Genomic DNA, 12,419 nt, shown 5'->3' with positions numbered 1-12,419 from the left:
CCCCCCGCGCCCCCCCCCCCCCGCCGGGGCACGGCCGCCGAACCCGGCGGAGCGCGCCGGTTGACATGATGTCTATTTCGAATGGCAGGGCGCCGACGGATCGAGGGAATCCCGGAGGAGGAATTTCGGGATATCGGTGCGCTATCCGGAACTCCTCGTAGCGGAGCGCCTACGCGCGGTCGCATTGCGTGCACCTGTTCGACAATCGGACGGGTCCGGGGATACGGATCCTCCGCGGTGACGTATTGCGGGACTTTCAGCCCTGGGGAGGACGCGGGTGCGGGAGGATGGTGGTCCCATGACTCCCGTCCCCGCCGAAGCCGGCCTCTCCGGCCGCGCCGGGCGCGCCGACCTCTCCGGCCGCGCCGACCTCGACGTCGTGCTGCGCCGCTTCTACACGGCCGCCTTCGCCGACCCGGGGATCGGGCCGTTCTTCACCGAGATCGCCGGCACCGACCTCGACGTGCACCTGCCCCGGATCACCGACTTCTGGGAGCGGGCCCTGTTCCGCACCGCCGACTACCGGCGCAACGCCTTCGCCCCGCACGCCGCCCTCCACTCGGCCCGCGAGATGACCGCCGAGGACTTCGGCCGCTGGGTGCAGCTGTGGCGCGCCACGATCGACGGACTGCACGCGGGGCCGAACGCCGAGCGCGCCAAGGCGATGGGCGAGCGGATCGCGCTGACCCTGCACAAGCGGCTCAACGGCGTGGAGGTCTCGGGGGAGGGCGGGGACGGGCTCGGCTTCGTCCCGCTGGCCGCCCTGCGGCTCCACTCTCTCACCTGACGCCGGCCGACCCCGTCTGACCTGCGGGTTCGCGCGCGACGAAAGAATCTCGAAAAACTTTCGCCGGGAGAGATGAGTTCCGCCGGGAAGCCCGGTCTACCCCTCGAAAGCAACGGGAGCACCCGGAGCGCACCGAGAGAAGAGGGACCGAGATGTCCGCCACCATGATCTTCGTCAACCTGCCGGTCAAGGACCTCGAGGCCAGCAAGACCTTCTGGGGGAAGCTCGGCTACTCCTTCAACGCCCAGTTCACCGACGAGAACTGCGCCTCCATGGTCATCAGCGACACGATCGTCGCCATGCTCCTCACCGAGGCCCGCTACAAGGAGTTCACGCACAAGGAGATCGCCGACTCCGCCAAGACCTCCGAGGTCCTGCTCTGCCTGAGCGCCGAGAGCCGGGACAAGGTCGACGAGCTCGTCGACGGGGCCGTGGCGGGCGGGGCCACCGAACCCCGCCCCGCGCAGGACCACGGCGTCATGTACGGCCGCGCCTTCGACGACCTCGACGGCCACACCTGGGAGATCATGTGGATGGACCCGGCGATGGTCCAGTCCTGAGCTCAGGCCGAGGTCGCGGCGGTCCGCACCGGGAACGTACGGACCGTCACCTCGTCGTCGTCCAGGCAGCGCCCCGACTCCAGGTCGAAGCGCTGCTTGAGCAGCGGCGAGGCCACGAAGGCCCGCCCGGCCGCCGAACCGACCAGCCCGCGCGAGAGCACGTGCGCCCCGGTGAAGGGATCGCGGTTGCCGATGGCGTACGCGCGCCCCTTGCGGTCGACGAACACCGCGGCCTGGCTCCCGTCCGGCAGCAGGGCCGCGACCCCGCGCCCCGGCACCAGTGCGGACAGCTCGCACACCGTCAGCCAGCCTTCGGCCACCTGCAGTTCGACGGTCATCGGGTACCTCCCAGGGATCCAACGGGCTCGAGGGTCAGGATGGTCAGGTCGGGCTTGACCTGGTCGCGCTCGGGGACGAACTTCACGGTCGGGTCGGGGGCGCCGGGCGCGTTGACGAAGGACACGAACCGGCGCAGCCGCTCCGGGTCGTCCAGCGTCTCGGCCCACTCGTCCCGGTAGTGCGCCACGTGGTCCGCCATCAGCGACTCCAGCTCCGCGCACAGTCCGAGCGAGTCGTGCACGACCACGTCCCGCAGGTGGTCGAGGCCCCCCTCGAGCCGCTCCAGCCAGGTGGACGTGCGCTCCAGCCGGTCGGCGGTGCGGATGTAGAACATCAGGAACCGGTCGATGAGCCGGATCAGTTCGGCGTCGGACAGGTCCTGGGCCAGCAGGTCGGCGTGGCGCGGGGTGGCTCCGCCGTTGCCGCCGACGTAGAGGTTCCAGCCGCTCGCCGTGGCGATGACCCCGAAGTCCTTGCTCTGGGCCTCCGCGCACTCGCGGGCGCAGCCGGATACCGCCGACTTCAGCTTGTGCGGGGCGCGCAGGCCCCGGTAGCGCAGCTCCAGGTCGATGGCCATGCGCACGGAGTCCTGGACCCCGTAGCGGCACCAGGTCTGGCCCACGCAGGACTTCACCGTCCGCAGGGCCTTGCCGTAGGCGTGCCCGGACTCGAATCCGGCGTCGACGAGCCGGGCCCAGATCTGCGGGAGCTGGTCCACGCTCGCGCCGAAGAGGTCGATGCGCTGGCCTCCGGTGATCTTCGTGTAGAGCCCGAAGTCGCGGGCCACCTCGCCGATCACGATGAGCTTGTCGGGGGTGATCTCGCCGCCGGGAATGCGCGGGACCACCGAGTACGAGCCGTTGCGCTGCAGGTTCGCGAGGAAGTGGTCGTTGGTGTCCTGGAGGGCGGCCTGTTCACGGTCCAGGACGTAGCCGCTCGCGCCGAGGGTGGCGGCGAGCGAGGCGATGACCGAGCCGAAGGCCGGCTTGCAGACCTCGCATCCCTCGCCTCCCCGGGCGCTCTCCCGGCCGTGGCTGTCGAGGAACTGCTCGAACGAGGTCACGCGCAGGGTGCGGACGATCTCGTACAGCTCGGCCCGGGTGAAGGGGAAGCAGCCGCACAGGCCCTTGTCGGCGGCGGCCGGCAGCAGCTGGCCGATCACCTTGAGGCAGCTGCCGCAACCGGTGCCCGCCTTGGTGCACTTCTTCACCTCGGGCAGGGTCGCGCAGGCGGTGATGGCCTTCTTGGTGACGTTGTGGCAGGAGCAGATCACCGCCGTGTCGGGCAGCGAGGCCGGGCCGAGCGACACCGGCGCCCCGGCCCCGGCGGGCAGCACCAGCTGCTCGGGGGTGACGGGCGGGACGGAGCCGGTGAGGGGGCGCAGCAGGCCGTAGGAGTCGGCGTCACCGACCAGGACGCCGCCGAGCAGCACGCCCTCGGCGGAGACGACCACCTTCTTGTAGACCCCGGAGCGGGAGTCGGAGTAGACGACGTCCAGGCTGCCCTCGGTGGCGCCGTGCGCGTCGCCGAAGGAGGCCACGTCCACGCCGAGCAGCTTGAGCTTGGTGGAGAGGTCGGCCCCGGTGAACTCCTTCTCGCGGCCCAGCAGGTCCTCGGCGGCCGTCTCGGCCATCTCGTACCCGGGGGCGACCAGGCCGTAGACGCGGCCGTCGGCGGCCAGTGCGCACTCGCCGATGGCGTAGACGTGCGGGTCGGAGGTGCGGCAGCGGGCGTCGACGGCGATGCCCCCGCGCTCGCCCACGCTCAGGCCGGACGCGCGGGCGAGCTGGTCGCGGGGGCGGACGCCGGCGGAGAAGACGACCAGGTCGGCGGGGACGACGGAACCGTCCGACAGCTTCATGCCGCTGACCGAGCCGTCCTCGCCGGTGACGACCTCCTGGGTGCCGACCCCGGTGTGGACGGTGAGTCCCATGTTCTCGATGGTGCGCAGCAGGGCCGCTCCGCCGCCCTCGTCGACCTGGACGGGCATCAGGCGGGGCGCGAACTCCACGACGCGGGTGGCGAGCCCGAGGCCCTGGAGCGCGCCGGCGGCCTCCAGCCCGAGCAGTCCGCCGCCGACGACGGCGCCCGAGGTCCGGGTCTTGGCGTACTCCTCGATCGCGAGGAGGTCCTCGATGGTGCGGTAGACGAAACAGCCCGGGGCGTCCTTGCCGGGGACGGGCGGCACGAAGGGGTAGCTGCCGGTCGCCAGGACGAGCACGTCGTACGGGATCACGCGCCCCGAGCGGGAGGTGACGGTGCGGGCGTCCCGGTCGATGGTCTCGGCGGGGTCGTCGAGGTGGAGGGTGATCCCGTGCTCCGCCATGAAGGAGGCCGGGGTCATCGACAGGTCCTCGGGGGTGCTCCCGGAGAAGTACGAGGTCAGGTGCACGCGGTCGTAGGCGGGCCGGGGCTCCTCGCAGAGCACGGTGATCCGGTGCGTGGCGGTGGCACCGAGCTCGGCGAGCGCCTCCAGGTAGCGCTGGCCGACCATGCCGTGGCCGATGAGCACGATGGCGGGAGTGGGCGTGGGCGTGGCTGCGGCCATGATCAGGAGCCTCCGTCGTCGGTGAGCAGGTGGTACACGTCGGTCGCGGTGTCGAGCGAGCAGTCGTCCTCCCAGCCCCGGGCGAGGGCGCCCACGCTGGAGAGTTCGCCGAGCAGGACCCCGCCGACGAGGCGGTCGCCGCGGACGACGACCTTGCGGTAGGTGCGGCGGGTGGCGTCGGTGAGCCGGACCACGTCGTCGCCGGGGAGCGGGGTGGTCTCGCCGAAGGCGGCGAGGTCGAGGGGGCGGCCGCCGGTGTCCGCGGCGGTGAGGGTGAGGCGGGTCAGGGCCCGGGTGCCGGTGTAGGGGGACGGGGCGGCGCCGCCCGGGTCCTGGCCGGCGTCCTGGACCGTGGTGGTCTCCGGAGGGACGCCGAGGCCCCGGCCGGTGCCGAGAAGGACCTTGGCGAGCGCCTCGGCCTGTTCCAGGGCGGGCCCGGCCAGGCCGTAGACCCGGCCCGCGTGCTCGGCGCAGTCGCCGATGGCGTGGATGCGGGGGTCGCTGGTGCACAGCCGGTCGTCGACGACGACGCCGGTGCGGACGTCGAGGCCGGCCGCCAGCGCGAGGCCGGTGCGGGGCCGCACGCCGCAGGCGAGGACGACGAGGTCGGCGTCGAGGCGGTAGCCGTCGGCGAGTTCGACGCCGGTGGCCCGGCGGGGGCCCGCGGGCTCCGCCCGGACCCGTGCCTCCCGCGTTCCCGGAACGCGTCCGGGGAGGCCCCCGGACGGAGCCGGGTTCCGGCCGGCCCCCGGCAGCGGACCCGCGGGGGCCGTGGCCAGGCCCCGGACGCGGCATTCCGTGTGGATCTCGATGCCCATCGAGGTCAGGTGCGCGTGCAGCAGGGCGGAGGCGTCCGCGTCGAGCTGGCGCTCCATCAGGCGCTCGCCCTGCTGGGTCAGGACCACCTGGGCGCCGCGCTCGGCGAGGGCGCGGGCCGCCGAGACGCCGAGGAGGCCGCCGCCGATCACCACCGCGCGCACGCCGGGCCGTACGGCCTCCGACAGGGCCAGGCAGTCGTCCATGGTGCGGAACGCGTGCACCCCGTGGGGGAGTTCGCGCCCCTCGGGTGCGAACAGGCCCCGCAGGGGCGGCAGGACCGGGTTCGACCCGGTGGCCAGCACCAGCCGGTCGTACGGTTCGACCGTTCCGTCGTCGCAGTGCACGACCTGCTCCGCCCGGTCGATCCGCACCGCCCGCACGCCGCGGCGCAGCGCCGGGCCCGCGGCCGGCAGGGCCGTGACCTCCGGCGCGTAGCGGCCCGCCAGTACCTCCGCCAGGAGCACCCGGTTGTACGGGACGTGCGGCTCCTCGCCGAGGACGCACACGTCCCCGCCCAGCCGGGCGGCGAGCCGCAGGCCCGCGAGCCCGGCGCCGATCACCACCACGCGCTGCTTTTTCGAGGTCATGACATGAGAGTGCGCGGCCGCTGTTTCCCCACGGCACCGCCTCTGTTTCCCTGACGGAACGCCGACCTCAGCGCGCGGGTTAAGGGCCCGTGAGGCGTTCCTCAAGGCCGCCTTAAGGATCATCCGGAGGACCGGGGAGCCCTCCGGACCGCCCTTAGCGTGGCCCGTATGCGAGATGCGGCGGTGCGGGTCAAGGGCGGGATGCTGGGCGGAGCGGGGGTCGTGGCCCTGCTGTGGGCGGCCCAGGTGCGTCCCTCGGCCCGGCTCGACGCCCTGTTCGCGACCGCCGCCCACCTGTCCGGCCTGTTCGCCGGGTACGGGGTCCTCGTCCTGCTGTTCCTGATGGCCCGGGTCCCCGCCGTGGAGCACGGGGTCGGCGCCGACCGGCTCGCCCGCTGGCACGCGCGGGGCGGCCGCCACGTCCTGCTGCTCTGTTTCGGCCACGGACTCCTCGCGCTCTGCGGCTACGCCGTCCACGAAGGCGTCGACGTGCTCTCCGCCGTCCGGGAGCTGCTCGGCTACCCGGCCGTGGCCGCCGCGGTGGCGGGCAGCGTCCTCCTGGCCGCCGTCGGCGTCACCTCCGCCCGCTCCGTACGCCGACGGGTCCCGCACGAGACCTGGCGCGGGGTGCACCTGCTCGTCTACCTCGCCGCCGCCCTCGCCTTCGGCCACCAGCTCGCCGGACCCGACCTGGGCCCCGTCGCCTGGTTCTGGGCCCTCGCGCACGCCGTCGTCGCCGTCCTGCTCGTCTGGTACCGCGCCGTGGTCCCCGTCCGCCAGGCCCTGCGGCACGCGCTGCGGGTCGCCGGGGTCCACGTCGAGGGCCCCGGAGTGGTCTCCGTCGTCGTCTACGGGGAGCACCTCGCGGAGCTGCGCGCCGAGCCGGGGCAGTACCTGCGCTGGCGCTTCCTGCAGCGCAGGCTCTGGCACACCGCGCTGCCGTTCTCGCTGTCGGCGCCGGTCCGCGGGGACACCCTGCGCATCACCGTGAAGGCCCTGGGCGGCCACTCCCGCCGGATCCGGCGGCTGCGGCCCGGCACCCGGGTCATCGCCACCGGGCCCTTCGGCGCGCTCACCGCCGCCCGGCGCACCCGGTCCAAGGTGCTCCTGATCGCCGGCGGGGTCGGCATCACCCCGATGCGGACGCTCTTCGAGACCCTGCCCGGCGGGCCCGGGGACATCACCCTGCTCTACCGGGCCGGGGGCGAGGAGCAGCTCGTCCTGCGCTCCGAGCTGGAGGCCATCGCCGCCGAACGGCGGGCGGGGCTGCACTACCTGCTCGGGCCGTCGGGCGCCGCCTACGATCCGCTGGCACCCCAGGCGCTCACCGCGCTGGTGCCGGACCTGGCGGAGCACGACGTGTACCTGTGCGGGCCGCCCGGGATGGCGGAGGCCACCCGGACCGCGCTGCTGCGGGCCGGGGTGCCGGCCGGCCGCATCCACAGCGAGTGCTTCAGCTCCTGACCGTGCCCGGGCTCCCCAGCCTTCCGATCCCGAGAGGTCGCCGCATCATGCGTCACCCGCTGCACGTCGCCCTGCCCGTGTCCGTGAGAGCCGGGGCGGGGCCGTCGGCCGTGCCCCGGGCCGCCGCCCGCCACCGCAGGCCCCGCACCTCGCCGGCGCACGCCGTCCGGGCCGCACTGGCCTCCGTACCGCCCGCCCGGCGCCTCGCGGCCGGGCTCGGGCTGGCCAGCGTGCTGGCCGCGACCGTGCTGACGGCGGCGGTGGACCCGGCCTCCCCGGTGGCCCCGGACCGGGCGCCGGCCCGGCAAAGCTCAACCTTTGCGCAAGTTTCCGGGGATTGATGGCCAGTGCACCCAACCGCTCCATAGGGTCGGGTCCGTGCCTGACATACCGACGACCATGATCGTCACTCTGTGCGTGGCCGCCGCCGCGGCCGGTTGGATCGACGCCGTCGTGGGCGGCGGGGGCCTGCTGCTCCTGCCCGCCCTGCTGCTCGGACTGCCGCACGCCCACCCCGCCACCGTCCTCGGCACCAACAAGGCCGTGGCCATCGTCGGCACAGCGGGCGCCGCCGTGACGTACCTGCGCAAGACCCGGGTGGACGTGAAACTCGCCGTCCGCATCGGCCTGGCCGCCCTCGCCGGATCGATGGGCGGGGCCGCGCTGGCCGGCGGGATCAGCAAGGACGCGCTGCGCCCGCTGATCATGGCCGTGCTGGTGGTGGTCGCGGGCTTCGTCGTCTTCCGTCCCGCCTTCGGAACGGCCCCCGGCGCCTCGCCCGTCAGCAGGCAGCGGGTGCTGCTCACCATCGCCCTGGCCGGCCTCGGCATCGGCTTCTACGACGGCCTCATCGGGCCCGGCACCGGCACCTTCCTCGTCCTGGCCCTGACGGCACTGCTCCACCTGGACCTGGTCACCGCCTCCGCCACCGCGAAGATCGTCAACGTGTGCACCAACGCCGGGGCGCTCGCGATGTTCGCGTACCAGGGCATGGTGCTGTGGCAACTGGCCGCCCTGATGGCGGTGTTCAACCTCGCCGGCGCCATGATCGGAGCCGCGATGGCCCTGCGCAAGGGGACCGGGTTCGTCCGCGGCGTCCTCCTCACGGTCGTCGGGGCCCTGGTCATCAAGCTGGGTCTCGAACAGTGGGGCTGACCTGGGCGTAGGGTTCCGGACGTGCCCCACCTCGAAATAGTCGATCTGATCGCCGTCTTCGACCCGCGCAGCGGCGCCCGGCTGCCGGTGCGCCGAAGTGACGTGGTCCGCGCGCTCGACGCGTGCGGGGACCGGCACGCGGCCCGCATCGCCGCCGGACTTCCGGCCGGACCCGACGACGTGCTCGACCCGCTCGCCGTGGACCGCCTGCTGATCGGCGTCCACGCCGCGACGCAGCGGCTCGACGAGGAACTGGGCACCGCCGAACGGCTGGTGGAGGTGCTCGGACCGCTGTTCGAGACCATCCGCGAGATCGCGGGCCGCCGCGGCCGCTTCCGCCTCGTCGACATCGGCTGCGGGCCCGGCCACCTCGTACGGCGGCTCGCGGCCACCGGCGCGCTGGGGCCGGGCGTCGAACTCGTCGGGGCCGACCTGAACGGCGCGCTCGTCGCCGAGGCCGACCGGCTGGCCCGCGCCGAGGGGCTCGACTGCCGGTTCGTCCACGGCAACGCCTTCGACCTCGCGGAGGTCGCCACCGTCTACGTCTCCTCCGGCCTGCTGCACCACCTGCGCGGCCCCGCGCTCGCGGAGTTCTTCGAAGCCCAGGCCGACTCACCGGCGCTCGCCTTCTGCCACTTCGACATCGCCGCCACCCGGATGGCGCCCGTCGCCGCCTGGATGTTCCACCGCACCCGGACGAGCGATCCGCTCGCCCGCCACGACGGGGTGACCTCCGCCCGCCGCGCCCACTCGGACGAAACCCTGCTGCGCGCCGCGACCGTACCGGGCATCCGGCCGCTGGTCCTCGCGCCCCAGGGGCCCTCCCGCCCCCTCCGCACGGACGTGCGTCCCCTCCTCGGCATCCGGCCGTACCTGGAGGAACCGCTCCGGCAGGCCCTCGGGAGCTCCGCCGGCCGGCTGGTGGGCGCGGAGGGCCCGGACCCCCGCGGGCTGCCGGGCTCCGGGCGGCCCGGCGGCGCCGAGGCCGTCGTCGCCGCCGCCCCCTGAGGCCTGCCGGCGCGCGGGGTCGTGGACCCGGCGCCGGAGGGGAGCGGACCCGGCCGCCGCCGGGTCGCAGGGATCAGGCAGCGGGGTCCTTCGGCCGGGAGGCCCGCGCCACGAGGAACAGGAACAGTCCGCAGGCCGTCACGAGCAGCCATCCGGGACGGGTCGCGCGGGCGAGGCCGTCCGGGCCGACGCCCGCGACCAGCCCCCCGGCGACGGCGATGCCGACCGCCGAGCCGATCTGGCGCGCGGTGGAGGTGATCGCCCCGGCCACGCCCGCCCGGGACGCGGGCAGGCCGTTGACAGCCGTATGGGTGAGCGGCGCGTTGGCGAAGCCGAACCCGATGCCGATGAACAGGTAGGACGACAGGAGCAGCAGGACGCTCGTGTCCGGCCCCAGGCCGACCAGGCAGAGCCCGCCGGCGGCCGTGAAGGCGCCCGCGAGGACGAGCGGCCGCACCGGCCCGAGGCGGCCCACCAGGCTGCCGGACCACGGTGCGCACACGGTGGCCCCGAGCGCCATGGGCAGCGTCGCCGTCCCCGCCGCGAGCGGGGTCCAGCCGCGGGCTTCCTGAAGGTAGAGGGTGTTGAGCAGGAGGGTCACGCTGAGCGCGGCGAACAGCGCCACGGCGCCCAGGGCCGCCGAGGCGAAGGGGGGCCGCCGGAAGAGCCCGAGGTCCATCAGAGGTTCGCTCCGGCGCAGTTCGACCCGGACGAATCCGGCCGTCGCCAGCCCGGCGGCCGTGGAGCAGCCCAGGGCCGGGACCGAGGTCCAGCCGATGCGGGGCCCTTCGATGAGGACGCCGACCGAGACGCACAGGGCCGCCGTGAGGAGCACCTGGCCGGGCAGGTCGAGCCGTCGGGCGCGGCCGCGGGACTCCGGCACGAAGACCGCGATCAGGACGAGCGCGGCGACGATGACCGGCGCGTTGATCCAGAACACCGAACGCCAGCCGAAGGCCCCGACGAGGGCCCCGCCGATCACCGGGCCCGCGGCCATGCTGAGCCCGAAGACCGACGCCCACACGCCGATCGCGCGGGCCCGCTCCCGCGGGTCGGGCATCACGTTCACGACGATCGCCAGGGCCACCGGGCTCAGCATCGAGGCCCCGACGCCCTGGACGGCGCGCGCCGCGACGAGGACGCCGAGCGACGGAGCCAGCGCGCAGACCAGGGAGGCGGCGCCGAAGAGGACCAGCCCGCACCGGAAGACGCGGCGGCGCCCGAAGCGGTCCGCGAGGGCGCCCGAGACGATGAGGAGGCTGGCCAGGACCACGGTGTAGGCGTCCACGACCCATTCCAGACCGTGCGTGCCCGCGTCCAGGCCGCGCCCGATCACGGGCAGGCCCACGTTGACGATGGTGGTGTCCACGCCGACGAGGAACATGCTCAGCGCGCAGACGGCCAGGACCGTCCACCGTCGGCGCGTACGCGGCGCGGGCACGGCAGGAGCCGCAAGGGTCGTGGTCACTGGGTCCGCCTTCGGTCGGGGGGCGCGTCCGGCCTCCGGTCCCCGCCGTCCGCCGTACGCCGTTCTTCTCCGCAGGCCCATGCTCGGATCCGGCGCCGGCCGCGGCCCAGAGAATTTGCCGATCCTGCAAAATGGTCCGCATGGACCCCGAACTCGCCCGGACGCTCGACGGCATCGGACCACGGCTCCGCGCCCTGCGCCGCGACCGCGGACTCACCCTCGAGGCGCTCGCTCAGGACACCGGGATCTCCGTGAGCACCCTGTCGCGGCTGGAGTCGGGCAAGCGGCGTCCGGCGCTCGAACTGCTCATCCCGCTGGCGCGCGCCCACCGCGTCGCCCTGGACCAGCTGGTGTCGGCGCCGGTCACCGGCGACCCCCGCGTGCACCTGAAACCCCTCCGCCGGGAGCGGGGAAGCGTGCTGGTGCCCCTGACGCAATACCCGGGCCGGGTCCAGGTGTTCAAGCAGGTGCTCTCGTACCGCGAACCGAAGCTCGTCACCCACGCCGGGTACGAATGGCTCTACGTGCTCGCGGGCGAGCTCCGCCTCGTCATCGGGGAGCGCACGTTCACCCTCCGGCCGGGCGAGGTGGCCGAGTTCGACACGAGCGAACCCCACTGGTTCGGGCCCGCCGACGCGAACGCGGTGGAGATCCTGCACCTGTTCGGTCCCCGGGGCGACCAGGCGGTCGTCCGCACGGGCCCGTCGGCGCAGGAACGGACCTAGTGTTTCGCGGTCCGGGCGGGAGCGGAAGGGTCAGTACGTGCCCGTGAGATGGGCGAAGACGACCACGTTGCCCCGGTAGCCGGTGCGCGGGGAGAAGCCCCCGCCGCAGGTGATGACGCGGAGCTCGGCGCGCGGCGACGTGCCGTACACGCGGGAGTCGGGGAAGGCCTTGGCGTCGTAGACCTCGACCGCGTGGACCGTGAACACGGCCGTGCTCCCGTCCTCGCGGGTGATCTCGATCAGGGCGCCGCGGTGCAGCGCCCCGAGGTGGTAGAAGACCGCCGGGCCGGTGGCGTCGTCCACGTGACCGGCGACGACCGCGGTGCCGGTGGCGCCCGGGGTGGTCCCGTCGCGGTACCAGCCCGCCAGGTCCCGGCGGGCGGGCGGCGGCACCTGCAGGCTGCCGTCGGACTGCAGGCCCAGCCCGGTCAGGGGGGCGTCCACCCGGATCGAGGGGATCCGGATGCGGGTCGGCGGGGATCCGGGGAGCGCGGCGATGGCACCGGGATACTGGGCCTGGGCGCTCAGGGCCTCGCCGGGGGAGGGCAGCGGCGGCCGGACCGGCTCACGGGAACCGCTGCCGACGAGCCAGACGCCGATGCAGACGGCGAGGGCGACGAGCCCGCCGCGGCGGGCCAGGCTTGCGTCCATGCCCATGCGAGGCCCCCTTGCCGTCGCGCTGTCGTTGCTGTTGCCGCTGCCGTCGTGGTGACGGGCCGTCGCCCGGCCCCGCGAACGGGGGGGACCTCGCGGGGCGGGCGACGGGGGACGGTACCGGTCGGACCGCGGCCGGAGCCGCGGTGGGCGTCCGTCAGCTCCGCGTGCCGCTCGCCCGGCGACGCAGGAGCCAGGTACCGCCGAGGGGGGGCGCCGCCCCGCCCCCCCCCCCCGCCCCGCGGGTGAAGGGGGGGGGGGGTGGTGGGGGTGGGCCCGCCCGACCCCGGTGGCGCAGGGGCCTG

At 74.4% G+C, this 12,419-nt stretch carries 12 protein-coding genes; 7 read left to right on the top strand and 5 right to left on the bottom strand.

Going from position 1 to position 12,419, the window contains the following annotated elements:
• Positions 1-298: 298 nt before the first annotated feature.
• Positions 299-787, top strand: a complete 489-nt coding sequence (locus ACWF9Z_RS24755; protein ID WP_453605284.1) for a group III truncated hemoglobin — start codon at positions 299-301, stop codon at positions 785-787.
• A 152-nt stretch (positions 788-939) separates the two neighbouring features.
• Positions 940-1,347 (top strand): VOC family protein, encoded by a 408-nt coding sequence (locus ACWF9Z_RS24750; RefSeq protein WP_453605282.1) that lies wholly within the window; start codon positions 940-942, stop codon positions 1,345-1,347.
• Between the two features lie 2 nt (positions 1,348-1,349).
• Here the strand turns inward: ACWF9Z_RS24750 and nirD are convergent, their stop codons facing one another.
• The 3 genes from nirD to ACWF9Z_RS24735 are packed head-to-tail and all read right to left on the bottom strand — an operon-like array spanning position 1,350 to position 5,640.
• Positions 1,350-1,685 carry a nitrite reductase small subunit NirD gene (gene nirD / locus ACWF9Z_RS24745; protein WP_453605280.1) on the bottom strand — a complete coding sequence of 112 codons (336 nt, stop codon included), beginning with the start codon at positions 1,683-1,685 and terminating at the stop codon, positions 1,350-1,352.
• Positions 1,682-4,234, bottom strand: coding sequence for a nitrite reductase large subunit NirB (gene nirB, locus ACWF9Z_RS24740; protein ID WP_453605279.1), 2,553 nt, complete (start codon positions 4,232-4,234; stop codon positions 1,682-1,684). Before nirB ends, nirD begins: the two co-directional genes overlap by 4 nt.
• A gap of 2 nt (positions 4,235-4,236) precedes the next feature.
• Positions 4,237-5,640, bottom strand: a complete 1,404-nt coding sequence (locus tag ACWF9Z_RS24735) for an NAD(P)/FAD-dependent oxidoreductase (RefSeq protein ID WP_453605278.1) — start codon at positions 5,638-5,640, stop codon at positions 4,237-4,239.
• Between the two features lie 168 nt (positions 5,641-5,808).
• On the opposite strand from ACWF9Z_RS24735, the gene ACWF9Z_RS24730 reads away from it, so the two are divergent.
• Genes ACWF9Z_RS24730 through ACWF9Z_RS24715 form a run of 4 tightly spaced genes read left to right on the top strand, consistent with a single transcriptional unit; the run spans position 5,809 to position 9,267 of the window.
• A complete protein-coding gene (locus ACWF9Z_RS24730) occupies positions 5,809-7,104 on the top strand; it encodes a ferredoxin reductase family protein (protein ID WP_453605276.1) in 1,296 nt (431 codons plus the stop codon).
• A gap of 47 nt (positions 7,105-7,151) precedes the next feature.
• Positions 7,152-7,445 carry a hypothetical protein gene (locus tag ACWF9Z_RS24725; RefSeq protein ID WP_453605274.1) on the top strand — a complete coding sequence of 98 codons (294 nt, stop codon included), beginning with the start codon at positions 7,152-7,154 and terminating at the stop codon, positions 7,443-7,445.
• 37 nt (positions 7,446-7,482) lie between these two features.
• Positions 7,483-8,259 (top strand): sulfite exporter TauE/SafE family protein, encoded by a 777-nt coding sequence (locus tag ACWF9Z_RS24720; RefSeq protein ID WP_453605272.1) that lies wholly within the window; start codon positions 7,483-7,485, stop codon positions 8,257-8,259.
• Between the two features lie 21 nt (positions 8,260-8,280).
• Positions 8,281-9,267, top strand: coding sequence for a class I SAM-dependent methyltransferase (locus tag ACWF9Z_RS24715; protein WP_453605270.1), 987 nt, complete (start codon positions 8,281-8,283; stop codon positions 9,265-9,267).
• Between the two features lie 73 nt (positions 9,268-9,340).
• On the opposite strand, the gene ACWF9Z_RS24710 is transcribed toward ACWF9Z_RS24715, so the two are convergent.
• Complete coding sequence (locus ACWF9Z_RS24710; RefSeq protein WP_453605269.1) at positions 9,341-10,735, bottom strand: MFS transporter; 1,395 nt, start codon at positions 10,733-10,735, stop codon at positions 9,341-9,343.
• 140 nt (positions 10,736-10,875) lie between these two features.
• Here ACWF9Z_RS24710 and ACWF9Z_RS24705 point away from each other — a divergent pair, with 140 nt between their 5' ends.
• On the top strand, positions 10,876-11,460 hold the full coding sequence (locus ACWF9Z_RS24705) for a helix-turn-helix domain-containing protein (RefSeq protein WP_453605267.1): 585 nt from the start codon (positions 10,876-10,878) through the stop codon (positions 11,458-11,460).
• A 30-nt stretch (positions 11,461-11,490) separates the two neighbouring features.
• Here ACWF9Z_RS24705 and ACWF9Z_RS24700 read toward each other — a convergent pair whose 3' ends face one another.
• Positions 11,491-12,117: a class F sortase gene (locus tag ACWF9Z_RS24700; RefSeq protein ID WP_453605266.1), complete on the bottom strand. Its 627-nt coding sequence runs from the start codon at positions 12,115-12,117 to the stop codon at positions 11,491-11,493.
• Positions 12,118-12,419 lie beyond the last annotated feature (302 nt).

The sequence above is a fragment of the Streptomyces sp. NPDC054961 genome (assembly GCF_053609145.1).
This window is presented reverse-complemented; position numbering and strand designations above follow the sequence as displayed.